Origin of the sequence: Streptomyces sp. NRRL F-525 (genome assembly GCF_000716605.1) — a bacterium.
In the GTDB taxonomy this organism is placed as follows: domain Bacteria; phylum Actinomycetota; class Actinomycetes; order Streptomycetales; family Streptomycetaceae; genus Streptomyces.
In genome coordinates this window covers 89,716-113,776 of the sequence record NZ_JNXE01000046.1, presented here as the reverse complement: position 1 = coordinate 113,776, position 24,061 = coordinate 89,716, and the positions used below count along the sequence as shown (strand labels likewise).

At 70.5% G+C, this 24,061-nt stretch carries 19 protein-coding genes; 13 read left to right on the top strand and 6 right to left on the bottom strand.

Translation table 11 applies throughout. The annotated features are described in order from the left end of the window. Positions 1–13 precede the first annotated feature (13 nt). Entirely contained in the window at positions 14–1,180 is a 1,167-nt protein-coding gene (locus tag OO69_RS42435) for a type ISP restriction/modification enzyme (RefSeq protein ID WP_033286309.1), read from the top strand. Positions 1,181–1,253: 73 nt separating this feature from the next. On the opposite strand, the gene OO69_RS42430 is transcribed toward OO69_RS42435, so the two are convergent. Next, positions 1,254–1,967 carry a TetR/AcrR family transcriptional regulator gene (locus OO69_RS42430; RefSeq protein WP_033286308.1) on the bottom strand — a complete coding sequence of 238 codons (714 nt, stop codon included), beginning with the start codon at positions 1,965–1,967 and terminating at the stop codon, positions 1,254–1,256. 63 nt (positions 1,968–2,030) lie between these two features. Here OO69_RS42430 and OO69_RS42425 point away from each other — a divergent pair, with 63 nt between their 5' ends. Then, positions 2,031–2,999 carry a daunorubicin resistance protein DrrA family ABC transporter ATP-binding protein gene (locus tag OO69_RS42425; RefSeq protein ID WP_033286307.1) on the top strand — a complete coding sequence of 323 codons (969 nt, stop codon included), beginning with the start codon at positions 2,031–2,033 and terminating at the stop codon, positions 2,997–2,999. Then, positions 2,996–3,778, top strand: a complete 783-nt coding sequence (locus tag OO69_RS42420) for an ABC transporter permease (RefSeq protein WP_033286306.1) — start codon at positions 2,996–2,998, stop codon at positions 3,776–3,778. The genes OO69_RS42425 and OO69_RS42420 overlap by 4 nt, the downstream gene beginning before the upstream one ends. Before the next feature lie 4 nt (positions 3,779–3,782). Here the strand turns inward: OO69_RS42420 and OO69_RS42415 are convergent, their stop codons facing one another. Next, the gene (locus tag OO69_RS42415) at positions 3,783–5,429 is read right to left on the bottom strand and encodes an amidohydrolase (RefSeq protein ID WP_234444673.1); all 1,647 of its coding nucleotides are present in this window, start codon (positions 5,427–5,429) and stop codon (positions 3,783–3,785) included. A gap of 83 nt (positions 5,430–5,512) precedes the next feature. Between OO69_RS42415 and OO69_RS42410 the strand changes: the two genes are divergently transcribed. Then, complete coding sequence (locus OO69_RS42410) at positions 5,513–6,721, top strand: CaiB/BaiF CoA transferase family protein (RefSeq protein WP_199811139.1); 1,209 nt, start codon at positions 5,513–5,515, stop codon at positions 6,719–6,721. A gap of 42 nt (positions 6,722–6,763) precedes the next feature. Here the strand turns inward: OO69_RS42410 and OO69_RS42405 are convergent, their stop codons facing one another. From OO69_RS42405 to OO69_RS42395, 3 genes are all read right to left on the bottom strand, one after another. Further along, entirely contained in the window at positions 6,764–7,030 is a 267-nt protein-coding gene (locus tag OO69_RS42405) for a hypothetical protein (protein WP_033286328.1), read from the bottom strand. 128 nt (positions 7,031–7,158) lie between these two features. Beyond that, positions 7,159–7,998 carry an anti-sigma factor gene (locus OO69_RS42400; protein ID WP_033286304.1) on the bottom strand — a complete coding sequence of 280 codons (840 nt, stop codon included), beginning with the start codon at positions 7,996–7,998 and terminating at the stop codon, positions 7,159–7,161. Next, positions 7,995–8,537 (bottom strand): sigma-70 family RNA polymerase sigma factor, encoded by a 543-nt coding sequence (locus tag OO69_RS42395; RefSeq protein ID WP_019059221.1) that lies wholly within the window; start codon positions 8,535–8,537, stop codon positions 7,995–7,997. Before OO69_RS42395 ends, OO69_RS42400 begins: the two co-directional genes overlap by 4 nt. A 229-nt stretch (positions 8,538–8,766) precedes the next feature. On the opposite strand from OO69_RS42395, the gene OO69_RS42390 reads away from it, so the two are divergent. From OO69_RS42390 to OO69_RS42375, 4 genes are all read left to right on the top strand, one after another. Next, entirely contained in the window at positions 8,767–10,308 is a 1,542-nt protein-coding gene (locus tag OO69_RS42390; RefSeq protein ID WP_033286303.1) for a DUF4331 domain-containing protein, read from the top strand. 123 nt (positions 10,309–10,431) lie between these two features. After that, entirely contained in the window at positions 10,432–12,180 is a 1,749-nt protein-coding gene (locus OO69_RS42385) for a tetratricopeptide repeat protein (RefSeq protein ID WP_033286302.1), read from the top strand. Then, positions 12,177–13,856: a sulfite exporter TauE/SafE family protein gene (locus tag OO69_RS42380; protein WP_033286301.1), complete on the top strand. Its 1,680-nt coding sequence runs from the start codon at positions 12,177–12,179 to the stop codon at positions 13,854–13,856. The genes OO69_RS42385 and OO69_RS42380 overlap by 4 nt, the downstream gene beginning before the upstream one ends. Positions 13,857–13,901: 45 nt before the next feature. After that, positions 13,902–15,527, top strand: a complete 1,626-nt coding sequence (locus OO69_RS42375) for a serine/threonine-protein kinase (protein ID WP_033286300.1) — start codon at positions 13,902–13,904, stop codon at positions 15,525–15,527. A gap of 4 nt (positions 15,528–15,531) precedes the next feature. Here the strand turns inward: OO69_RS42375 and OO69_RS42370 are convergent, their stop codons facing one another. Then, complete coding sequence (locus OO69_RS42370; RefSeq protein WP_063744494.1) at positions 15,532–16,338, bottom strand: SGNH/GDSL hydrolase family protein; 807 nt, start codon at positions 16,336–16,338, stop codon at positions 15,532–15,534. A 145-nt stretch (positions 16,339–16,483) separates the two neighbouring features. Here OO69_RS42370 and OO69_RS42365 point away from each other — a divergent pair, with 145 nt between their 5' ends. The 5 genes from OO69_RS42365 (at position 16,484) to OO69_RS42345 (ending at position 24,046) form a co-directional block, all read left to right on the top strand. Next, on the top strand, positions 16,484–16,972 hold the full coding sequence (locus tag OO69_RS42365) for a hypothetical protein (protein WP_234444674.1): 489 nt from the start codon (positions 16,484–16,486) through the stop codon (positions 16,970–16,972). A gap of 369 nt (positions 16,973–17,341) precedes the next feature. Then, positions 17,342–18,205, top strand: a complete 864-nt coding sequence (locus OO69_RS42360) for a glycosyltransferase family 2 protein (RefSeq protein WP_033286298.1) — start codon at positions 17,342–17,344, stop codon at positions 18,203–18,205. Continuing rightward, positions 18,202–19,257: a glycosyltransferase family 2 protein gene (locus OO69_RS42355; RefSeq protein WP_033286297.1), complete on the top strand. Its 1,056-nt coding sequence runs from the start codon at positions 18,202–18,204 to the stop codon at positions 19,255–19,257. The genes OO69_RS42360 and OO69_RS42355 overlap by 4 nt, the downstream gene beginning before the upstream one ends. A 141-nt stretch (positions 19,258–19,398) precedes the next feature. Continuing rightward, the gene (locus OO69_RS42350) at positions 19,399–20,199 is read left to right on the top strand and encodes a polysaccharide deacetylase family protein (RefSeq protein ID WP_199811138.1); all 801 of its coding nucleotides are present in this window, start codon (positions 19,399–19,401) and stop codon (positions 20,197–20,199) included. Next, positions 20,192–24,046 carry a lipopolysaccharide biosynthesis protein gene (locus OO69_RS42345; protein WP_033286295.1) on the top strand — a complete coding sequence of 1,285 codons (3,855 nt, stop codon included), beginning with the start codon at positions 20,192–20,194 and terminating at the stop codon, positions 24,044–24,046. The genes OO69_RS42350 and OO69_RS42345 overlap by 8 nt, the downstream gene beginning before the upstream one ends. Positions 24,047–24,061: the final 15 nt, after the last annotated feature.

The window sequence follows — 24,061 nt, the reverse complement described above, 5'->3', positions numbered from 1 at the left end:
GGCAGGTCGTACGATGCCAGGCGTGACGCACGACGACGCTCCGCTGCTCGCGGACCTGATGCCGTGGTCCGTCGCACCGATCCGGCTCGGCCGGGGGTGGCCGACGGCACCTGACGCGGCAACCCTGAAAGCCCGCTGGGACGCCCTGGTGAAGGCCGAAGTCCCCGACCGGGACGCGCTGTTCGAGCCGACGCGCTCCCGCACCCTGCACTCGGCGGTGTCCCAACTCCCGGGCCAGCCCAGCGGCACCGAGAAACTGATCCGCGCCACGGGCCCCGCCCCGGAACCGATCCGCGTCCTGCACGCCCCCTTCGACGAACAGTGGCTGATCCCCGACCACCGTCTGATCGACGTGGCCCGCCCGGAGTTGTGGCGGGTGGCGGACGAACGCCAGATCTTCGTGGTGGAGACACCGGGTGTCCCCGGCACCTCCGGCCCCGTCCTCCTCGCGTCCACGATCCTCCCCCTGGTCCGCCCCGGCCGCGTCCGCCCCCTCTACCGCCGCCCCGCAGCCGAGGAACCGAACCTGGCCCCAGGCCTACTGCCCCACCTCGCCACCCACCTCGGCCACTCCCCCACCCCGGCGGACGTCCTCGCCTGGACGGTGACGACGGCCCGCCCCGGCCCGGCGGTACCCCTGACCCGGGACCCCGAACTCTGGGCACGCGGCGTCGAGTTGGGCCACCGCCTCCTCTGGCTGATGCGCCGCAACGGCGACCGCCCCAAACTCCCCGGCGGCCGCCGCCCCTACGTCCGCGCCCCCCTGCCGCCCCTCCCCCTCACCCTCCACTACGACCGCGACGAGGAGACCCTCCACCTCGACGAGGGCCGCATCTCCCCCGTACCACCCGAGTCCTGGGACTTCGAGGTGAGCGGAGTACGGGTCCTGGAGCAGTGGTTCAACTCCCGCACGGCAGAGGCCGATCCGGGCACGCTGACGGCGATCCGGCCGACGACCTGGCAACAGACGTGGACATCGGAACTGCTGGAGCTGATCACGGTGTTGGCCCTGCTGGCAGAACTGCGGCCCCAGCAGGAGGAGTTGGAGGTGACGGACCAGATCACGGCGGCGGAGCTACGCAAGGCGGACATCCTACCGGCCCCGGAGTGGACCCGCCACCCAGCATCGGTCCTGGACCACCACGAGGAGGGCCCGGAAGGCCAGTTCGCTTTGATCTGAGGCCACCTGCAACCCCCAGGGGCGCGGGGAACTGCGCGCCCAGCCACAACGCACCCGCAGCCGCCTACAACCCTCAGCCCCGCGGCGCAAACGCATCCAAAACCTTCCCCAACGCCATATCAAACACCGCGTCCAAATCAATAGGCCCCGGATCCTCCATGAACGCCGCAGCCATCCGCGGATAAGCCCCACCCGCGATCTGACTCCCCAAGTACGCGATCCGCACCGCGTTCTCCTGATCCTCCGACCACGGCAACGCCCGAACCCGCTCAGCAGTAGCCAACTCATTGCTCACATACATCGTCACCACCCCGTTGAGCATCCCAACAAGCTGCATCTTCGTGCCGTACGTCGCCTCGACCGGATCAAGACAGGCGAGGCAATGCTCCAGATACCGAAGCGCGTTGGGGCTGAACCCGTACACCGGTGACATCAACCGCGGCAGCCACGGATGCCGGTGCATCAACGTCCGCGTCTGATGGGCCACCCGGATCATGTCCGCCCGCCAGTCTCCCGACGGCTCCCACTCCTCGTGCTCACCGCTGACCGCGTCAACCATCAGCTCGTACAGGTCCTCCTTGCGGGGGACGTAGTTGTACAGCGACATCGTCCCGCACCCCAACTCGGCCGCGACATGCCGCATGGAGACCGCGTCCAGCCCCCCACCGTCGGCGATCCGCACGGCCGCCGCCGCGATGTCCGCGCGGCGGAACGCCGGCCTCGGCCCCCGCCCCGCACGCTCGGGGCGCGCCCAGATCACTTCGGGTACGGCCGCTCGGTCCGCCATTGATCATCACCTCGACGACCATCCTAGTTACGTACAGCGTACGTAGTGCGCTATGGTCACCCCATGACTACTACGTACGCTGTACTTAGTGAAGGTCTGGAGAAGCGCTTCGGCGCTGTGCACGCCCTGCGCGGGCTGGACCTGGCGGTGGCGCAGGGCACGGTCTGCGGGGTCCTCGGGCCGAACGGCGCGGGCAAGACCACGGCCGTACGACTGCTCACCACGCTGCTGCGGCCCGACGCCGGCTCCGCGCGGATCGCCGGGCACGATCTCGTCCGGGAGGCTTCGGCCGTACGGCGCAGGATCGGCGTCACCGGGCAGTACGCGTCGGTCGACGGCGACCTCACCGGCCGGCAGAACCTGCGCCTGTTCGCGCGGCTGCACCGGGTGCGGGGTCCTGCCGAGCGCGCCGCCGAGCTGCTGGACCGCTTCGGCCTGACCGAGTCCGCCGACCGGCCCGCGTCCACCTACTCGGGCGGGATGCGCCGCCGCCTCGACCTCGCGGCGAGTCTCATACGACGCCCCGACGTGCTGTTCCTCGACGAACCGACGGCCGGGCTCGACCCGGCCAGCCGGAACCGGATCTGGGACGCCGTACGGGACCTGAAGGGGGAGGGTACGACCGTGCTGCTGACCACGCAGTACCTGGAGGAGGCCGACCAACTCGCCGACGACATCGCCCTGGTGGACAAGGGGCGGGTCGCGCACAGCGGTTCACCGGCCCAGCTGAAGGCGCTCATCGGGACGTACGCCGAGGTCGTCGTCGCACACGCGGACGCCCTGGCGAAGGCGGCCGGTGTCCTCGACCAACTCACCGGCGCCGAGCCGTCGTTCGACCACGAGCGCAACGCCGTCGGCGCGGTCACCGGCGACCCGACACTCACGCTGCCCCGGCTCGTCCGCGAACTCGACGCGGCGGGCGTGCCGTTGCTCGACGCGAGCATGCGACCGCCGACCCTGGACGACGTGTTCCTCCGCCTCACCGACACGGAACGGGGCACCCCCGCCGACCTCGAGGAGCGTGCCGCGTGAGCACCCTGGCGTACGACGGCAGCGCGATGCTCGGCCGGCAGTTGCGGCGGGTGCGGAACAATCCGGCGCTGGTGATCCTCACCCAGACCATGCCGATCACGATGCTGCTGTTCTTCGGGTACGTCTTCGGCAGCGCGCTCGCGATGCCGGGTGACGCGTACCGCTCCTATCTCGTCCCCGGGTTGCTGGTCGCGACCGCCGCCAACGGGATCATGACGGGCATGTTCCAGGCCGCCCAGGACTCGCACCGGGGCGTGACGGACCGCTTCCGCACCCTGCCGATGAGCAGGGCGGCCGTACCGCTCGGGCAGGCGACCGCCGACCTGGTCGTCACGGCGGCCGGTACCGTGCCGTTCCTGCTGGTCGGCCTCGCGGTGGGCTGGCGTATCGAGGGGTCGGCACTCCAAGCGGCCGCCGCTGTGGGCCTGTTGCTGCTGTTCCGGTTCGCCTGTGCCTGGGTCGGCATCCTGCTCGGGCTGGCCTCGCGCAGCGAGGAGGCGGCCGGGCAGCTCGGCAGCGCGACCTTCATGCTGCCGCTGCTGTCCAACGCGTACATCCCGACCGACCGGCTGCCGGGCTGGCTGCGCACGCTGGCCGAGTGGAACCCGATCAGCGCGGTGACAACGGCCCTGCGGTACCTGTTCGGCAACTCCCCCATCCCTGAGGGCGCTGCCTGGCCCGTGGCCCATCCGATCGCCGGGTCGCTCGCCTGGTGCGCCGCACTCATCGCGGTGTTCGCCCCGCTCGCCGTACACCGGTACGCGCACGGCGAGCGCTGAATCGCTACCGCTGAGGCGGCAGTTCGGGCCCCAAGGACGAGAACTTCTCCTGGGACACCACCCGTTGGGGCGGCCAGGTGATGTTGTCCGGCGGCCAGGTCTGGCCCGTCCGCTCCAGGAACCACTCCGGGGGTTCGTACATGGGCGGTTCGTAGCCGTCGGGTAGCGCGGTCCGCCAATCGACGCCCTCCCTGCGTTCCTCGAACTCGGCCTTGATCGCCCCGAGTTGTTCCGGCTGGGTGAGGAGGTCGATCGCCGTCGCCGTGAGGTAGCGGGCGGCGGCGATGACGGTTGCCCGGCCGGGGGCCGACGCCGCGCAGGAGGTGAGGGCCCAGGTGTGCAGCTTGCTGCCGATGGGGGCGAGGGCGGCGCCCATGGAGACGGTCGGGACGTTCCAGCTGATGTCGGCGACGTCCGTCGAGCCGCCGCCGAGGAACACGGGGTTGGGCGGGGTGAGTTCGGCGATCTCGGTGTGCAGGCCCTGCTGCGGAAGGCCGAGGGACTCCTGCAGGTCCCGCGCCAACTGCTGGGCCTCCTCGGTGAATTCGGGCGGACCGAGCTGCCGCATGTTGTCGTACATCAGCTCCGCGAAGGCCCTGGAGGGTAGTTGGTTCCAGCAGGCCGCGGTGATGCGGTGCCGTACCGACGTCTGCGAGGCCTTCGCCGCCGCCTCGGAGACGGCGATCACCTTGTCGAGGAGGACCTGGACGCGGGCGGGGCTGCCCTCGCGGACGTAGTAACTGATCTCCGCGATCTCGGGGGTGACGTTCGGGATGTCACCCCCGTTGTTGATCACCCAGTGGAGGCGTCCGCTCGGCGCCAGGTTCTCCTCGCGGAGGAACTCGGAGAGGGTCGCCATCATCACGGCCGCGTCCAACGCGCTCTTGTTGCCGAGCGCGTGGCCGCCGTGACCGGCCACGCCCAGGAAGGTGAAGGTCACCGCCGTCATCGCGGTGCTGCTGCCCCAGCCGGTGGCGTTGGAGGTCGAGGGGTGCCAGTCGAGGAAGGCGTCGAGGCCGTCGTAGACGCCCTGGCTGACCGCGTAGGTCTTGCCGATCAGGTTCTCCTCGGCGGTCGAGCCGAAGAAGCGGACGGTGACGGGGAGTTGGTGTCGTTGTGCGGCCTGCGCGACGGCCGCCGCGGCCGATGCCGCCGCCGTGCCGAGGGCGCAGTGGCCGCAGCCGTGTCCTGGACCGTAGCCGGGTGCGAACGGGTCGTGGACGTACTCGCGCGGGTCGTGGTGGCCGACGCCGCTGTGCTGGGAGAGGCCGGGCAGCGCGTCGTACTCGCCGCTGAATCCGAGGACCGGGCCGCCGGTGCCGTGGGAGAAGGTGGCGGTGAAGGCCGTGGGGAAGCCGGCCGTGCCGAACTCGACCTGGAATCCCGCCTGTTCGAGGAACGCTGCCACGGCTAGCGACGACTTCCACTCGCGCAGGCTTAGTTCGGCGTACTCCCAGATCTCGGCGTTGAGGCCGGTGATGCGGTCCGTGTGGTCGGCGATCCAGTCCAGCGCGGTCGTCTTCGCGGGGCTGTCCCGGGCGAGGCCCGTGGGTGGGACGTAGGTGGGCGCCGCGATGTGGGCGGAGGCCGCCATCACCGGGTCGGCGGCGGTCGTCGTCTCGTGTTCGTGCTGGTCGTGGGGGTCACACACGGGCGCCTCCGGGAGCGGCGGGGATCGGTGCATCAGCCATACGCATCATGCTCCCCACATGACAAAGGTGTCAGACGCGGGACATGATCCCCGGCATGGAGCCCTTGCCGCTGCCCCTGGAGGGCATCACCGTCGTCGCCGTCGAACAGGCCGTCGCCGCCCCCTTCGCCACCCGCCAACTCGCCGATCTCGGCGCCCGGGTGATCAAGGTCGAGCGGATCGACGGCGGTGACTTCGCACGCGGTTACGACACCGCGGCGGGCGGTCTGGCCTCGCACTTCGTGTGGTGCAACCGGGGGAAGGAGTCCATCGCGCTGGATCTGAAGGACCCGCGCGGGGTCGACGTCGTCCGTCAACTCATCGCCGACGCCGACGTGTTCGTGCAGAACCTCGCGCACGGAGCCGCCGCCCGGCTCGGGCTCGACGCGGCCTCGCTGTGTGCCGCGCATCCTCGGCTGGTCGCCGTGGACATCTCCGGGTACGGGCCGAGCGGGCCGTACGCCGGCAAGCGGGCCTACGACATGCTCGTGCAGTGCGAGGCGGGGCTGGTGTCGGTGACCGGGACGCCGGAGCAGCCCGTGAAGGCCGGGATTCCGGCCGCCGACATCGCGGCGGCCATGTACGCCTTCTCCGGTGTGCTCGCGGCGCTCGTGCGCCGGGGTGTGAGCGGGCGCGGTGGGCCGGTGGAGGTGTCGATGCTGGACGCGCTCGCGGAGTGGATGGGGCATCCCCTGCACCACGCGATGCACGGTGGAACTCCCCCGGCGCGCACGGGACTTGCGCACGCCGTCATCGCGCCGTACGACGCCTATCCCACGGCCGACGGCGGGCGGGTGCTGTTGTCGGTGCAGAACGACCGGGAGTGGCGGCGCCTGGCCGAACAGGTCGTCCGGCGGCCGGAGTTGGGGACCGATCCCGACTTCGCGACGAACGCGGCGCGGGTCGTGAACCGGGAGCGCACCGACGCCCTCGTCGGCGAGGCGCTGGGTGGGCTCGGCGCCGACGAGGCCGTGGGGCTGCTGGAGCGCGCGGGGGTGGCCTGCGCGCGGCTCAGGGACGTACAACAGCTGGCGGAGCACCCGCAGTTGGCAGCCCGGGAGCGGTGGCGGGAGGTGGGTTCGCCGGTCGGGCCGCTGCGGGCGCTGCTGCCGCCCATCACCTTGCCGGGCGGAGGCGAGGCACGAATGGGCGACGTGCCCGCGCTCGGGGAGCACACCGTGGCGCTGCTGCGTGCCGTGGGGATGGCGGACGTAGAGATCGCAGCACTGCGCCGGGACGGCGTGGTCGCCTGAGCGCGGGCCCCCGGGAACTCCCCGGGGGCGCCGAGGAGTTGCTCAGCGCCCGCCGAACAGCGAGCGGCGCAGCCTGCGCAGTGGCGCGAAGAGCTTGACGCGGCTCACTCGGGTACCTGTGGCGCTGCGTTCCTGCGTGGTGTCACGCGAGGTCAGCTCACGCATCAGCGAGGTCGCCTCTGCCGTCTCGCGCTGCGGGACGACAGGGCCGCCCAGCACCGAGAGATGGCGGTCGAGGCGCGAACTGGTCGCGCTGCTCCCGCACGTGATCGCAGGGACCCTTGCCCTGCTGCGCACTATCTGTTCCATGTCACTCCCCACCCGCGTACGACTCCACCCGGCCCGGGCAGGGTAACCCTATCGCCCCAACCGAGCACTCGTGTATCGAGGTCTCGGGATTCACCTTCCCCGTAAGGGTGTTGACGACCCCTCCTTGATTACTCTCCGAATCCGACCGATTTCAGGGCGAGTTGGACAACTGGCTGAGTTGTGGGCTGCGCTGAGCCCCCGTCGGGCTCGACGGTCACTGCGAGTGATGTTGCAGTTTTGTCGAGTCCGGTGGCCACCAAGGGCGTGTCGTCCTTGAAGAGCCCGAGGGAGCGCGGTTGCACATCGGGGCGCATCAGCCACAGTTGATGCACGCGCCCGCTCGGCAGCGCGCCGTATCCGCTCAGGGTGACGACCGCGCGCCCCTCGGAGGCGGAGGCGATCACGCCGATGCTCCGGCCCGCGGTGTCCGCGCCGGTGGTCGCACGGGCGTCGGGAGCTGCGAGAACGTGTGCGATGTCACGCGACTGAGCCTGCGCGGCGTCCAGCTTGTCCTGTGTCTTGTTCGCCTGCACGGCGAAGAGCGAGGCCACGACGAGGGCCGCGGTGGCCGTCGCGGTGGCGAACGGCACGAAGAACGGGCGGCGTTGGGGCACGCGGGCGCGCGACGCCTGCGGCTGTGTGCCCCACACATGTGCCGGCAGCCGGGGTGTGTACTCCCGCGCCTGTGGTTCCCGCACATGTTCCCGAAGGGGTCCGGGTTCCTGCGGCGTCTGCCGTACGGCGGCCAGCACGCGGTCGCGCATGGCGAGCGGTGGCTGGGCGGCCGTGGACCAGGCCAGCCGGACCGCGTCCTCGGTCAGCGCGCGCACCTCCTCGGCGCAGCGGTCGCAGCCCCTGAGGTGTTTCTCGAACTGGCGGCGCTCACCGGGTTCCAGGGCGTCCAGGGCGTAGGGGGCCGCGAGCGAGTGGACGTCCCCCCGGCCGAACAGTCGGGCGAGAGCGCTCATGCGACACCTCCCAGGCAGTCGCGCAGCCGGGTGAGTCCGTCACGCATGCGGGTCTTGACCGTGCCCAGCGGCAGCGAGAGCCGCTCGGCCACTTCACGGTACGTATAGCCGTCGTAATAGGCGAGGGTGACGGACTGCCGTTGCAGCGCCGTGAGGCGGTCCAGGCAGCGGCGCACCAACTGCCGTTCCAGGCCTGCCTCGACCTCCTCGGTCACCTGGTCGAAGGCGGGGTGGTGGGAGCGGCGGGCCTCGCGCTGCTCGCGTTCACCGGCCGCGCGGGCGCTGCGCACCCGGTCGACGGCCCGGCGGTGGGCGAGGGTGAGGACCCAGGACAGGGCGCTGCCCCGGCCGGGGTCGAAGCGGGCGGCGGACCGCCACATCTCCAGCAGCACCTCCTGGGACACCTCCTCGGACTGCGCCGGGTCGCGCACCACGCGGCGCACCAGTCCGAACACCGGCCCGGACACCAGTCCGTACAGCTCCTCGAAGGCCCGTTGATCACCTGCCGCGACCTGCACCAGGAGCTCGTCGGCCTCCACCCGTCCCCCACTCTTCGACCGCACGCGGCCCATCCCCTCATCACATCCCGTCACACGAGGCGTTCGTAGCGAACACCTCTACGGATGGGTTACGGATCAGGGCGCCCAAAACGCGGGTCAAGGGACGGATTGGAAGGCGCCAAAAAAACTTTTCAGGTTTGACCAATCCGCCCCGGCACCTGCTCCGAATCCTCGTGCGTCAGGCAAGTTGGCACTGAGGACGGACGGCATGACACCTATCTCCAGGAGCGGTGCGGGACGCAGGAAGCTCGCGGCCCTCGTATGTGGCGCGCTGGCCGCCGGGGGGCTCGCAGCCGCCGGTACGGCCGCGCTGGAACCGGGAGTGGCCGCGGCCTCCTCCCACCGGGAGGCTCCCCTGATCTCGGGGACCCCGCAGTACGACAACACGGACCTGTACGCGTTCGTCAGCCCGGACAAGCCGGACACCACGACGATCGTGGCGAACTGGATACCGTTCGAGGAGCCCGCCGGCGGCCCGAACTTCTACCAGTTCGCGGACGACGCCCAGTACGACCTGCACATCGACAACAACGGTGACGCGCTGGACGACTTCATCTTCCGCTACACCTTCAGCACGCAGATCAAGAACAAGAAGACGTTCCTCTACAACACGGGTCCGGTCACCAGCCTCACCGACCCCGACCTCAACATCACGCAGTCGTACGACGTCGAGCTGATCAAGCTGAAGAAGGGCAAGGCGGTCTACAAGACGAAGATCGCCGACGACATCCCGGCGGCGCCCTCGGACGTCGGCGACGCGTCGATGCCGGACTACGCCAAGCTGCGCTCGCAGGCGATCTACAAGACGACCAACGGCGGCGCGACCTTCGCGGGCCAGGCCGACGACCCGTTCTTCGCGGACCTGCGCGTCTTCGACCTGCTCTACGGCGGCAACCTGAGCGAGGTCGGCAACGACACCCTCAAGGGCTACAACGTCAACACGATCGCCCTCCAGGTGCCGAACGACCTGATCCGGCAGTCCAAGTCCCGCCCGACCGTGGGTATTTACTCCACGACCCAGCGCAAGAACGCGCAGGGGTACTACACGCAGGTCTCGCGGCTGGGCAACCCGTTGGTCAACGAGGTCGTCAACCCGCAGAAGGACAAGGACAAGTTCAACGCGTCCGAGCCCAAGGACGACGCGCAGTTCCTGAAGAACGTGACCGAGCCCGAGATCCCCAAGCTCATCGAGTCGATCTACAAGATCAAGGCACCGAGCGAGCCGCGCAACGACCTCGTCAGCGTGTTCCTCACGGGCGTCAAGGGCCTCAACACCGAGCAGCCGTACGCGAAGCCGTCGGAGATGCTGCGCCTGAACACGTCGATCAAGCCGGCCGCGCACCCCAAGCGCCTCGGTGTCCTCGACGGCGACAACGCGGGCTTCCCGAACGGCCGTCGGCTCACCGACGACGTGATCGACTCCGCGCTCCAGGTCATGGAGGGTGAACTCGTCGGTTCCAAGAACGACTTGGGCGACGCGGTCGACAAGAACGACAAGGGCTTCGAGAAGTACTTCCCGTACGTCGCCGAGCCCACCTCGGGTTCCCGCGGCCCGCTCGCCAAGGGCACGACCAGCGGCAGCGACGTCAAGAACCAGCTGGGCGACGCGTTGCAGCCGGCGGGATCCTCCTCCGACAGCAACAACATGATGCTGATGGTCGCCTCGGCGGCCTCCGGTGTCGCCGGTGTCCTGCTGATCGGCGCGGCCGTCGCATGGTGGCGCCGCCGGATGACCCACCGCCCGTACTAAACCCCCCGAACTGGCGCGGCCCGCACTTCACCTTCCCCCACGGTGCGGGCCGCGCCACCCCCACGCACCAACACCCCCCGGCACCACAGCACTTGAACCACCCCCAGGCGATGGAGGAACGGCATGGCCCCGCGCGAGAACGACGACAAGCCGACGGAGGACAAGCAGCCGGCGGCGACCCAGCGGGAGTGGGAGCGGCTGTGGGAACAGGGCGACGACTCGGGGGGCGAGGACGGGGGCAGCACGAAGGAAGGCGCCGGGCCGGAGGGTGAGCGGGACGCGGACACGGACACCGCCGCGGACTCCGCCGAGCCGACCCCCACCGTCGGCGACGACGCGGACCAGGCCCCAACTCCCGCGCAGGACAGCGCAGATGAGCCGGGCCACTCTCACAGTCACGGCCCCGACCACGACCACGATCATGACCATCACCACGATCACGATCCCGATCACACCGATGGATCCACCGCCCCCCACAGCCACACACACCCCCACCCCCACGTCGACGACGAACGCGTCGCCGCCGTCCGCCGAGTAGCCGCCGCGGGCCGTCGCTGGAGGAATGTCCAACTCGCCGGGTGTGCCGCCCTGTTGGCCGTCGCGATGACCGCCGGGGCGATCGCCATCGGCGCGGCGAAGGACAGCGGTGCCACCGCTGTCGCCGCCTCCAGTGCCGTGTCGCCGGAGCTGCTCGCCAGCGGGAGTCTGGACGCGAGTATCGCCTCGCTACAGGCTCATCTGCGCACGCAGCCCAAGGACTTCGACGGGTGGGCGACGCTCGGGCTCGCGTATGTGGAGCAGGCGCGGACGAAGGGCGACCCGTCCCGGTATCCGCAGGCGCAGGCCGCCTTGCAGCGGTCGTTGAAGATCTCGCCCGGCAACGAGAACGCCCTGGAGGGCCGCGCCGCGCTCGCCGCCGCCCGGCACGAGTTCGCGCAGGCGCTGACCTACGCGGACCAGGTGCTGAAGGAGAACCCGTACAGCGAACGCGCCCTGTGCTCGCGGATCGACGCCCTCGTCGAACTCGGCCGCTACGCCGATGCGGAGAAGGCCGCCGACCTCGCGGACGCCCGCAAGCCCGGCGTCCCGGTCTTCACCCGCTACGCGTACGTGCACGAGCTGCGCGGGGACGTGACCACGGCCCGCAAGGTCCTGGAGCAGGCCCTCGCGGCCGCCACCTCCCCCGGCGACATCTCGTACGTGGCCGGCACGCTCGGTCAACTCGCCTGGAACCAGGGCGACTACAAGACCGCCCTGACCGACTACGGCCGTGCGCTCGCCGCCGACGAGAACTACCTCCCCGCCCTGGAGGGCCGCGCCCGCGCCCAGGCCGCCCTGGGCGACCGCGCCGAGGCCATCAAGGGCATGGAGCTGGTCGTCTCCCGCTACCCGCTGCCCCAACCCCTCGTGGAACTCGGCGAGTTGTACGAGAGCCGGGGCGCCGCGGGCGACAAGGCCAAGGCCGACGACCAGTACGCCCTCGTCGACGCCTGGATCGCGCTGGCCCGTGCCAACGGAGTCAACGCCGACCTGGACACCGCGCTCGCCGCCGCCGACCACGGCAACATCAAGTCGGCTCTGAAGGCCGCCCGCGCCGAATGGGCCCGCCGCCACACCGTGCACACCGCCGACGCCCTCGCCTGGGCCCTGCACGTCAACGGCCTCGACAAGGAGGCCCTCCCCTACGCCCGCCGGGCCACGGCCACGAACTACCACAACGCCTCGTTCATCTACCACCTCGGCATGATCGAGCTCGCCACGGGCCACAAGGCCGACGGCCGCGCCCACCTGACCAAGGCCCTGAAGCTGAACCCGGGCTTCTCGCCGCTGGGCGCGAGCAAGGCCCGTAAGGCGTTGGAGGCGACCAAGTGACGCCGGTCCGCCGCCTGTTGGCCTCCGCGGCGGCCGTCCTCACGGCCGCCGGCGCGCTCCTGCTGGTCCCCACGGCCACCGCGAGCGCGCACCCCCTCGGCAACTTCACCGTCAACCGCTACGACGGTCTCGTCGTCGCCCCGGGCCAGCTGCGCGTCACCCACATCGAGGATCTCGCCGAGATCCCGGCCACCCAAGTCAAGCCGGAGATCAAGCAGTTGGGCATGACCGAGTGGGCCCGGCAGCGCTGCGACAAGGCCGCCGAGGGCAGCAAGGTCACCGTCGACGGCCGTACGGTCGCGCTCACGCCCGGTGCCAGTACCGCGCGGCTGCGGCCGGGGCAGGCCGGGCTCAACACCCTGCGCGTGGAGTGCAGTTCGACGGCCGCGCTGCCCAAGGGGAGCACGGTCGCCCTCGGCTTCCACAGCGCGGGGCTGACCACCGGCCCCGGCTGGCGGGAGATCACCGCGCGGGCCGACCGGATGACGCTCACGAAGTCGGACGTGGCGAAGAAGTCGAACTCGCACGAACTCACCAGCTACCCCAAGGACTTGCTCTCCTCCCCCGACGACACCACGACCGCGTCCCTGCACGCGCGCCCGGGCGGCCCGGCGCTCACCGACGCCGACCAGTCCACGTCGGAACCGCCCGCAGCCTCCGTGCTGCCGCGCGGCGCCGACCGCTGGACGGAGGCCCTGAACAACCTGGTGGCCCGCCACCACCTCACCGTCGGCTTCGCCGCCGTCGCCCTGCTCATCGCGATCGCCCTGGGCGCGATGCACGCGCTCGCGCCCGGTCACGGCAAGACCCTGATGGCGGCCACGGCTGCCGCGCGGGGCGGTCGCGCCCGCCTCAAGGACGTCCTCCCGCTCGCCGCCTCGGTCACCGTCACCCACACCCTCGGCGTGGTCGCCCTGGGCCTGTTGGTCACGGCCGGGTCCGCCGCGACCCCCTCGGTGATCGCCTGGCTCGGCATCGCGAGCGGCGTCCTGGTCCTCTTCGCCGGCGCCAACCTCGTACGCCGCGCCTGGCGCAACCGCCCACGCCCACAAGCCACTTCACACCCCCACCCGCATCCCCATCCCCACGACCACGGGCACGAGACCGCCAAGGCCCCCGAGCGCGCCCTGGTCCTCGTCTCCGCGCACGCCGAGGCCGGGTCCACCCACACCGAGGCACACCCGCACCCGCACAGCCACGACGACGACCACACGCACAGTCACGATCACGACCACGGCCATGACCACCCCCACGACCATGGCCACACGCACGGCCACGACCACGCCGTAGAACACACGCACGGCGGCTTCACCCACACGCACGAGACCGCCCCCACCGTCCGCGGCACGATCCTGCTCGGCTTCGCCGGTGGGCTCGTGCCGAGTCCGTCCGCCGTGGTCGTTCTCGTGGGGGCCGCGGCGCTCGGTCAGGCGTGGTTCGGGCTGCTGCTCGTCGTCGCGTACGGCGTCGGGCTCGCCCTCACCCTCACCGCCGCCGGATTCGCCGTCGTCAAGCTGGGTACAGGGATGAACCGAGTGCTGGACCGGCGCCCCCGCTGGACCACCAGCCCCATGGCGTTCCTGGTCCGCCGGACCCTGCCGTTGGGATCGGCGCTCGTCGTCGTGGCCCTCGGGGTCGGACTGGTGCTCAAGGGGGCGGCATCAGCGCTCGGCTGAGTTACGTTTGGCGAGAATTCGCCCGGCTGCGAATGGGGGGAGCCCATGTCCGAAGATCCGGGCACTGAACGTGTGATCGCGGGCCGCTACCGGCTCCTGTCCCCCCTCGGTGAGGGCGGGATGGGCACGGTGTGGCGGGCCCGCGACGAGGTGCTGCAACGCGAGGTCGCCGTCAAGGAGGTGCGCGCGCCCGGCGGACTGGCGTCCGACGACGTCGAGCGGATGTACGCCCGGCTGGAGCGCGAGGCGTGGGCGGCCGCGCGGGTCGCCAACCGCAACGTGGTGACGGTGTACGACGTGGCCACGGAGGACGGCCGCCCCTGGATCGTCATGGAGCTGGTGCGGGGCATGTCCCTGGCCGATCTCCTGGACGCCGAGGGGCCGTTGACCCCGCAGCGGACCGCGCACATCGGTGCCGAGGTGCTGGCCGCGCTGCGGGCCGCGCACGACGCCGGGGTGCTGCACCGGGACGTGAAGCCGGCCAACGTGCTGATCTCGAACGACGGCCGGGTCGTCCTGACCGACTTCGGTATCGCGATGGTCGAGGGCAGTTCGGCGCTCACCATGACCGGCGAGGTCATCGGGTCGCCCGAATTCCTCGCCCCGGAGCGGGCGTTGGGCCGTACGCCCGGTCCCGAGTCCGATCTGTGGGCGCTCGGCGTGCTGCTGTACGCGGCGGTCGAAGGGCACTCGCCGTTCCGTCAGAACACCCCGCTGAGCACCCTGCGGGCCATCGTCGACGAGGAGTTGCCGACCCCGCGGCTGGCGGGGCCGCTCACCCCGGTCATCGAGGGGCTGCTGCGCAAGGACCCGGCCGAGCGGATGTCCGCGGAACAGGCGGAGCGGGATCTGCGGCTGGTCGCGGCGGGCGGTACGCCCCACGCGTACACCGCGCCGACGACGCCGTACTCGCCGGCGATGGCGGGGTATCCGCAGGACGGCTACTCCCAGCAGGACTCGCGGACGCCGCCGCAGCCCGTGCAGGGCTTCGGGCCGCCGCCCGACTCCTACTCGACGCCGGCGGCCGCGGACGAGCCGCACCGCAACCGGCGTGCGGCCGTCGTGCTGGTCGCGGGGCTGGTCGCGCTGGCGCTGGCGATCGGCGGGCTGACGTACACGCTGATCAACCGGAACAGCGACAAGGACTCGAACGCGGGCAAAGGCGCGAGCACGCCCAAGAGCCAGCCCTCGGACGGGACTTCGCCCAGTCCGAGCAGCAAGACCACGGCGCCGAGCGACACTCCGAGCCCGAGCAGCAGCAAGTCCTCGTCGGCGCCGCAGTCGGTGAAGGCGACGGTCGAGGGCGCCAACACCGAGTACTCCGGCAGCTGTCCGCCGCCGAACACGAAGGCGCCGACCTTCACGGCCAGCATCACGGTGGGCAAGCTGCCCGCGGAGGTGTCCTACCGGTGGGTGACGAAGACCGGTTCGGTCTCCAACCCGGGCTGGAAGACGCTGTCGTTCCCCTCGGGCGGCGGGAAGACCAAGCAGGACCGGGTGTTCCTCACGACGTACTCGAACAGCGGGACGTTCAAGAACGAGATCAGCGTCGAGATCCGCAGCCCGGTGAACGGGGAGTCCAACTCCGTGCCGTTCTCGGTGACTTGCGTGGCGGAGACCCCGTCGGACGGGGCCTCCGCGTCGGACTCGGCAACGCCCTCTGACGGCTAGAGCGTCAGGCCGCGTCGGCCAGGACCGGCAGATAGCCGCCGGACTGGCCGGCCGCGGTCGGGTGGTACGACTCGGTGATGCTCAGCAGGTTGAGGCTGTGCAGCCAGGAGCTGCCTGAGCAGATCTCGTGGCCGGTGAACGGGGTGCGCACGTCGCCGTAGGTGAAGCCGTGGTCGGCGGCGCGCTTGGCGAGGGCGGCGTCGAGGTAGTCGGCCGCGCCGTTGATGGCGGAGCGCTTGGTCGCGGAGAGGCCGAGGCAGGTGGTACCGAGCTTGTAGAAGCGCGGGTAGCCGAGCACGACCACGTGCGCGGCGGGGGCTTTGGCGCTGATCGTCGAGTAGACCTTGTCGAGGAGGCCGGGGAGCGTCGAGTCGACGTACGCCTTCGCGGTGGCGATCCGGGTCAGGCAGGAGCTGTCGGACTGCAGGACGCAGGTCGTCATGACGTCGCTGAAGCCGGCGTCGTTGCCGCCGATGCTGATCGAGACGAGGGACGTCGAGGTGCTGAGGGTGCCGAGCTGGTTGGCGAGAACATCACCCGTACGAGCACCCGAGCAGGCCATGAAGTCGAACGTCGAGGGTGAATGCGCGGCCGCCCAGAGGTAGGGGTAGGCCTTGGTGCTGCGGTCGCAGGACCCGCTGGAACTGATGTAACTGCCCGAGCCGACCCCGGAGGAGTAGGAGTCGCCGAGGGCCACATAGCCGCCGGTGGCGGCGAGTTGGGACGCCTGCGCCGTCATCGCCCCGGTGAGGGCGAGGCCGGCGGCCAGGAGGAGCGAGGTCACGTATGCCGTAAATCGGGAACGTCTCATGGAACCTCCCTTAGCAGGATCTCTGCCACAACTGTCGTAGCAGTGACGCGCGTTGACGGGAAGTGTGCATGCCAAGGGTTTGCCGCTGGGAACAGGTGTTCACCTGTGCATCCGAACCGGGACGGGCGCCCTGCGCGTCTTGACGATGGCGGCCGGGCTGAGTCACATTGAAGTCCGGCATCCGGCGCGCTGGGGGGCAAAGTCGCCAATGCAGACCTTAGGTACCAACAGAGCTTCCACGGACAGCGTCGAGCGGGTGCGGTCAGGGCCGGAGAGGGACCTGGCGCCACTGCTCGCGGGCGCGGCAGTTGCCGTGGGAGGGGTCGGGGCGCTGCTCGCGCTCATCGACTCGGGATCACCGTTGCGTGGTCCGTTCGCGCTGTTCTTCCTGTTCGCGGCGCCGGCTTCGGCAATTGCCGCGGTATTGCGCGGACTTGATCCCTTCGGCCGTGTTCTCACCTCGGTGGCGGGCGCGGTGGTCGTCGACATGCTGGTGGCCCAGGGAATGCTGGCCGTGCACCGGTGGTCGGTCGACGGTGGAATCGTCGCGGTGGCGGTGATCAGTGGCTTGATTTCGCTATCGGTATTCATACGGCATATGCCGGGCCGTACAACGGCTGACAAAGTTGTGTAACGGTCAAACCAACAAAAAGGTGAGGCCTCGTTCCAGGCCTTGCCATACAGGTTCAATTGTCAATACCGTCGTACATCTCACCCGCACTGGTTCATCATCTAGCGGCTCCAGGGGAGGGCTCAAGGACCGCGATGGATCCGGGGCGGGGCGCGGTAGGGGGGTGCCGTGCTCGGTGACCGTTTCTGTGACCGAGTCGTCCGCGCGGCCGGCTTTCATGTCTTTCGGGGGTCGACCAGTTTTGCCAGCTCACCACGCGTGCACGGAGATCCTTATTCTCCGTGGCGCCCGTGAGAACCCCCCTTTCGAACCGGAGCACAGAGCCGGGCCGCCCAGGGGCGGGCGGTCCGCCGGACGAGAGGGATCAGACTCGTGAGTTCTGTTCTGCGCCCAGCGACATCGGGCGAAGATCCGTTAATGTCGGCCAAATACCGGCCGATCTCCTCTCACCTGGCGATCACACCGCCGGTGAGCGTGGTGATTCCCGCCATGAATGAGGCGGAGAATCTTCCCTACGTCTTCAAGACACTTCCTGCGTGGATACACGAAGTGGTTCTTGTGGACGGCAATTCCACCGACAACACCGTCGAGGTGGCCCGCGAGCTGTGGCCCGGGGTCAAGGTCGTCGAACAGCAGGGCAAGGGCAAGGGGGATGCCCTGATCACCGGGTTCGAGGCCTGCAGCGGCGACATCATCGTGATGGTCGACGCGGACGGCTCGGCCGACGGGCACGAGATCGTCAGCTATGTCTCCGCCCTCGTCTCGGGCGCGGACTTCGCCAAGGGATCGCGCTTCGCCAACGGCGGCGGCACGGACGACATGACGTTCATCCGCAAACTCGGCAACTGGGCGCTGTGCACGATCGTCAACCGCAAGTTCGGCGCCCGCTACACCGATCTCTGCTACGGATACAACGCGTTCTGGCGGCACTGCCTCGACAAGATCGACCTCGACTGCACCGGCTTCGAGATCGAGACGCTCATCAACATCCGGGTGGTCAAGGCCGGTCTCAAGGTGCAGGAGATCCCCAGTCACGAGTACCTCCGTATCCACGGCACGAGCAATCTGCGTGCCGTGCGGGACGGGATCCGGGTGCTCAAGGTGATCCTCAAGGAGCGCTCCAACCGGCGTGCGCTGCGCCGTCGTTCGCACTCCACGATGATCGACACCCTCGACCCGCAACGCGATCCTCAGCTCGATTCGCAGCTCAACTCGGTCCGGGGAGAGGTGTCTTGAGCAGTCACGACATCTCCGTCGTGATCTGCGTCTACACCGAGGACCGCTGGGAGGACATCCTCGCGGCGGTCTCCTCGGTGCGGGCGCAGTCGCGTCCCGCGCTGGAGACGTTGCTGGTCGTCGACCACAACCCCGCTCTCCTGGACCGGCTCACCAGGGAGTACAAGGACATCGAGGAGACGGGCGAGGTCCGCGTGCTGGCGAACGCGGGCCCGCGCGGTCTGTCCGCGGGCCGCAACACCGGCATCGCCGCCTCCCGCGGCGAGGTCATCGCCTTCCTCGACGACGACGCCGTGGCCGAGCGGGAGTGGCTGCGGTACTTCGCCGAGGCGTACACCGACCCGAAGGTGATGGCCGTCGGCGGCCGCACGATGCCGATCTGGGCGTCGGGCCGCCGGCCGGCCTGGTTCCCCGAGGAGTTCGACTGGGTGGTGGGCTGCACGTACAAGGGCCTGCCGCCGGGCCGGGTCCGGGTGCGCAACGTGCTGGGCGGCAACGCCTCCTTCCGCCGTACGGCGTTCGACGCGGCCGGCGGCTTCGCGACCGGCATCGGCCGCGACGGCGACAGGCGTCCGCTGGGCGGCGAGGAGACGGAACTCTGCATCCGCCTCTCCCGCGCCAGGCCGGACGCGGTACTGCTGATCGACGACCGCGCGGTCATCCACCACCGGGTGCCCCCGGTGCGTGAGCACTTCGGGTACTTCCGCACGCGCACGTACGCCGAGGGTCTCTCCAAGGCGCTGGTGGCCCGAAGTGTCGGCGCCGACAAGGGACTTGAGTCGGAGCGCCGCTACACGACCCGGGTCCTGCCGGCCGGAGTGGTGCGCGGGCTGCGGGACGCCGTGCTCGCCCGCCCGGGCGGCGCGGGCCGCGCGGGCGCGATCGTCGCCGGGGTGTTCGGCGCGGCGGGCGGGTATGTCGTCGGGAGCGTGCGGGCGCGGCGCGGCGGGGCCACTTACGCGGTGGTGGAGATCGAGGGGGACGCACGCGAGCGCGGGGACGGGCGTGAGGGTGGGGGTGGAGGCGGTAATGAGCGCGGGGGGCGGACATGAGCGCGGGGAGACACGCGAACGCCGGAGCGGACATGGGCGCGCGGACGCACATGGACGCGGGGAGGCACCCGAACGCGGGAGCGGGCACGGGCGCGGGGACGCAAACGGACGCGGTGGCCGCAACGAGCGCGGGGGTCGGACATGAGTGACACACCGGTGCCGATCCTGATGTACCACTCGATCGCCGCCGCCCCGAACGACGCCACCCGCGAACTGTCCGTCGCGCCCGAGGCGTTCGCCGAGCAGCTGGCACTCCTCGGCGACCTGAACTTCACCCCCGTCAACACGGCTGAACTGGCCGCGAGTTGGCGCTCCGGCAAACCGCTGCCCGAGCGTCCGGTGCTGATCACCTTCGACGACGGCTACGAGGGCGTGCACCGGCACGCGCTGCCAGCGCTGGCCCAACACGGGTTCGCCTCCACCCTGTTCGTCTCCACCGGCTGGATCCGGGGGGACCAGGACACCGGCGGCGGCCTGGACACCATGCTCGACTGGGACCAGGTGCGCGAACTCGCGGGCGCGGACGTCGAGATCGGCGGCCACAGCCACACCCACCCGCAGCTCGACCAGCTCGACGACGACACCCTGCGCACGGAGCTGGTCCGCTGCAAGGAGATCGTCGCCGACGAACTCGGCGCCGTACCCGTCTCGTTCGCGTATCCGTACGGCTACTCCAGCGGCCGGGTGCGCCAGGCGGTGCGGGAGACCGGGTTCGCCCAGGCGCTCGCCGTCGGCAACGACCTCGCCCGGCGCCGCCAGGGACCGTACGCGCTGCGGCGGGTAACCGTGCGCCGCAGTACGGGAGTCGAGGAGTTCGCGCGGCTCGTGGAGGGCCGTGCGATCGCCCGCAACTTCGCCAGGGACCGTGCCCTCACCCAGGGGTACGCCATGGTCCGCAGAGCTCGACAGGTCCGCCGGAAGGCCAGCCGTTCCCGTGTCTGACACGACGACCACCACCCAGGACGCGGCGCCCGAGACCGAGGCGCCCCAGCAGACGGGGCGCCGGTTGCGCCTGCCGGGAAGGAACAAGTCCCCCGGCGGCAGCCCGCTGTTCCGCAACGCCTACGCCCTGATGCTCAACACCGGGATCTCCGCGGTGCTGGGGCTCGGCTACTGGCTGATCGCCGCCCACTACTACTCCCCCACCGCGGTCGGCCAGGGCTCGGCGGCCATCGCGGCGATGAAGCTCCTCGCCGGACTCACGGCGGTCACGCTGACCGGCGCCCTGGCCCGCTTCATCCCGGTCGCCGGACGAGCCACCGGACGCCTCATCTTCCGTACGTACGCGGGCAGTTCGATCGTCGTCGCGTTCGGGGCGGGGATCTTCCTGCTGACGCTGAACGACTGGGGACCCTCGTACCGCTTCCTGCACGGGCCGGTCCCCGCGCTCGGCTTCGTCGTCGCCGTCGTCGCCTGGAACCTGCTCACGCTGCAGGACGGGGTGCTGACCGGGCTGCGCAGCGCGCCCTGGGTGCCGGTGGGCAACACCGTGTTCTCGGCAGTGAAGTTGGCGCTGCTCGTCGGGCTCGCGTCGGTGTTCGCCGCGAGCGGTGTCTTCGTGTCCTGGGTCGCCGCGATCGCGTTCTCCGTGGTGCCGCTCGGCTGGCTGGTGTTCCGGCGGCTGGTGCCCCGGCACATCAAGGCGACCGAGGAGCACGCGAGGCCGCCGACGCTGCGGGAGATCGGCAGGTTCCTCGCCGGTGACTACACCGGCTCGCTGTTCTCACTCGCCGTGGTCTACCTCGTGCCGGTGATCATCGCCTCGCAGGTCAGCTCCGAGGACAACGCGTACTTCTACATCACCACGACGATAGGCGGCACGGTCAACCTGCTCGCCATCAACATGGGCGCCTCCCTGACCGTCGAGGGCTCCCACGACCCGGCGCGCATCGCCGCCAACACCAGGGCCGCGCTCAAGCGCATGGCCCGGATCATGCTGCCGATCTGCGGGCTGCTGTTCATCGGCGCCCCGTACATCCTGGGCGTGTTCGGCGCGGGCTACGCGGACGCGGCGACCCCGCTGCTGCGCTGGTTCGCGGTGGGCGCGCTGCTGCGGGTCCTCATGGAGACGTACTTCGCGGTGCTGCGCGCGCAGAGCCGCACGAGTGGACTCGCCTGGCTGCAGGGCCTGTTGTGCGTCCTGGTGCTCAGTCTGACGCTGCTGCTGCTCCCCCGCATGGGCCTGACCGGCGCGGGCGTCGCCGAGATCTCCAGCCTCGCGGTGATCGTGGCGATCGCCGCGCCCAGACTCTTCAAGACGCTACGGGCGGCCCCGGCCGCGGAGTTGCCCGAGGACGCGGCACCGGACGGCGACCTCGCCGACCTGGGGGCGCGCGAGGTCCCCGCCGCCGCACCGCGCCGTCGCGGCCCGGCCTGGGCGCTCGACTCGGACACCCTCGCGCTCGGCATCCACGTCGACTTCGACCACCTCGAACGCCGGCCGGACGTACGCCCGGGCCCCGGCACCCCGCCCACCGGCACGCCCATCGTCTCCGGCGAGCAACGGCCGACCTGGGCCCTCGGCATCAAGCGGTCCGAGATCGTCGGGCTGCCCGTGGAGGAACGTGAACCCGGCTCGGAGTCCTCGCTGAGCCCGTCCGCCGAGCCGGAGGTGGACGCGCCGTTCGAGCCCGCCAACGGCTCCGACCGCGTGGTCGTACCGGAAGAGTCGCTCGTACGGGAACAGGCCCGTGAGGACGCGGCGGAGAAGGACCGGGAGGCGCGGGAGTCCGAAGTCCCGCCGCCCGCACGCCCATTGTCCCTCCGCGAACGCCTCGTGCCCACACGCCCCGGAGTCGTGCTCGGCTGTCTGCTGGTCGCCGCGCTGCTCCTGTACTGGGTGCCCGCGGCGCGGCTCGGCGAGTCCGACCTGGACCGCATGGGCGGGCTCGGCCTGATCTCGGTGCTGCCGCTGCCGACGCTGGCCGGGGCCGCGCTGCTGATCGTGGTGTTCGCCGCGCTGCTGTGGCTGGGCCGCGAACACAAGGCACTGCTGCTGATCACCCTGCTCGCGACGGTGGTCTCGCTGCACGCGCTGCCCGCGGTGATCGAGCCCGAGCCGCGCTTCCCGACGGCCTGGCAGCACCTCGGGTTCATCGACTACATCGACCGTACTGGGTCGGCCGTACCCGACCTGGACGCCCGCTGGAGCTGGCCGGGCTTCTTCGCGGTGGCCGCGTTCGTCGGCAAGGCGTGCGGGGTCACCGACTGGTCCGAGGTCATCCGCTGGTGGCCCACGGCCATCCAACTCGCCTACCTGGCACCGATGTTCCTGCTCGTACGCTCCCTGCGGGCGAGCTGGCGGGCGAAGTGGACCGGCGTCTGGATCTTCGTGCTCAGCGGCTGGGTAGGCCAGGACTATTTCTCCCCGCAGGGCTTCACCTTCCTCCTCTACCTGGCCTTCGTGGCGATCCTGTTGGTCTGGTTCCGGGCACCGCACGTCCTGTGGACGAGGATGCGGCCCGGCGAGGCGGAGGTCGAACCCACCGACCGGCGCCAACAGGCCGTCCTGCTCCTGGTGTTGATCGGCCTGTTCGCGGCGAGCGTCCCGGCCCACCAGCTCACGCCGTTCGTGATGCTGGGCGTGCTCACGGCCCTCGTCCTGATCGGCCGCTCCGAACTCCGGGGCCTGCCCATCCTGTTCGGGGTGCTGGTCGCGGTCTGGCTCGGTTTCATGGCCGAGCCGTACTGGTCCGGACACTTCAACGACCTCTTCGGCGGGGTCGGCGGCGTCGGCAGCAATGTCTCGACGTCCGTCTCCGGCCGTATCCAGGGCGGCAGTTCGACCCACAAGCTGGTCCTCTACACCCGCGTCCTGCTGGCCGGCGGCGTCATGGCCTTCGCCTGCTGGGGCTGGTGGCGCCGCCGCGACCACAAGTACCGCGAACGCTCCCTGCTCGTCCTCACCTTCGTCCCGTTCCTGGGCTTCGGCATGCAGTCCTACGGCGGCGAGATGGCGCTGCGCGTCTTCATGTTCGCGGTGCCGGGCGCGGCCCTGCTCGCGGGTCTCGCCCTCTTCCCGCGCACCGGCGCCACCGCCAAGGAACGCGAGAAGGACCGCGTGAGCCTCGCCCCGCTGGCCGCCCTGCTCGCCGGGCTGCTGCTCATGGGCGGCTTCCTGGTGGCCCGTTGGGGCAACGAGGGCTTCGAGCGGGTCCGGCCCGGCGAGGTCGCGGCCATGAACTACGTGTACGCCCACGACAAGCCGACGGTACGGCTGCTGTGGCTCAGCGACGACACGGTCAACGACGTGACGCCGGCGATGCCGTGGGGCGCGAAGGACATGGAGCGGGTCAACTACGTGCCCACGCTGGCTCCTTCGGACCCGGTGCTGGTGTCCGGTCTGGTCAAGGCACTCAAAGACGCGGGCCCGAACTCGTATCTGATGCTCAACAAGAGCCAGGTCGTCTCGCTCCAGCTGGACGCGGGCTACTCGGCGACCTGGGAGTCCCGGCTCATCCAGAACCTGGACAACCGGCAGGAGTTGAAGAAGGTGCTCGTCAACGCCGACGTGACCATGTACTCCCTGCGCGAGCAGCCGGCGGGTGCGGTCCCCCAGCCCGATCCCGGGCCGATCGGACCGCAGATCACCTGGACGCCGTGGTCGGTGGTGGGCGCGCTCGCGGCCCTCGCCCTGATCCTGATGCTGACGGCCCGCGAGGTCGTCCGGGTCGCGGTGCGGCCGAGCGTGCGTCAACTGCGGTGGCTGCAGAGCAGTTTCTGGTTCTCGCTGCCCTTGCTGGCGGTGGTGCTGGCCTCGCTGGTGCAGCGGTTCCTGACAATGAAGTAGCAGGGGCTTAGGGGG

Bases quoted from the DNA above. Each gene is read 5' to 3' on its own strand.
- OO69_RS42435 (WP_033286309.1), top strand. From the start codon at position 14: ATGCCAGGCGTGACGCACGACGACGCTCCGCTGCTCGCGGACCTGATG.
- OO69_RS42430 (WP_033286308.1), bottom strand. From the start codon at position 1,967: ATGGCGGACCGAGCGGCCGTACCCGAAGTGATCTGGGCGCGCCCCGAG.
- OO69_RS42425 (WP_033286307.1), top strand. From the start codon at position 2,031: ATGACTACTACGTACGCTGTACTTAGTGAAGGTCTGGAGAAGCGCTTC.
- OO69_RS42410 (WP_199811139.1), top strand. From the start codon at position 5,513: ATGATCCCCGGCATGGAGCCCTTGCCGCTGCCCCTGGAGGGCATCACC.
- OO69_RS42405 (WP_033286328.1), bottom strand. From the start codon at position 7,030: ATGGAACAGATAGTGCGCAGCAGGGCAAGGGTCCCTGCGATCACGTGC.
- OO69_RS42400 (WP_033286304.1), bottom strand. From the start codon at position 7,998: ATGAGCGCTCTCGCCCGACTGTTCGGCCGGGGGGACGTCCACTCGCTC.
- OO69_RS42390 (WP_033286303.1), top strand. From the start codon at position 8,767: ATGACACCTATCTCCAGGAGCGGTGCGGGACGCAGGAAGCTCGCGGCC.
- OO69_RS42385 (WP_033286302.1), top strand. From the start codon at position 10,432: ATGGCCCCGCGCGAGAACGACGACAAGCCGACGGAGGACAAGCAGCCG.
- OO69_RS42375 (WP_033286300.1), top strand. From the start codon at position 13,902: ATGTCCGAAGATCCGGGCACTGAACGTGTGATCGCGGGCCGCTACCGG.
- OO69_RS42370 (WP_063744494.1), bottom strand. From the start codon at position 16,338: ATGAGACGTTCCCGATTTACGGCATACGTGACCTCGCTCCTCCTGGCC.
- OO69_RS42365 (WP_234444674.1), top strand. From the start codon at position 16,484: ATGGCGGCCGGGCTGAGTCACATTGAAGTCCGGCATCCGGCGCGCTGG.
- OO69_RS42350 (WP_199811138.1), top strand. From the start codon at position 19,399: ATGAGTGACACACCGGTGCCGATCCTGATGTACCACTCGATCGCCGCC.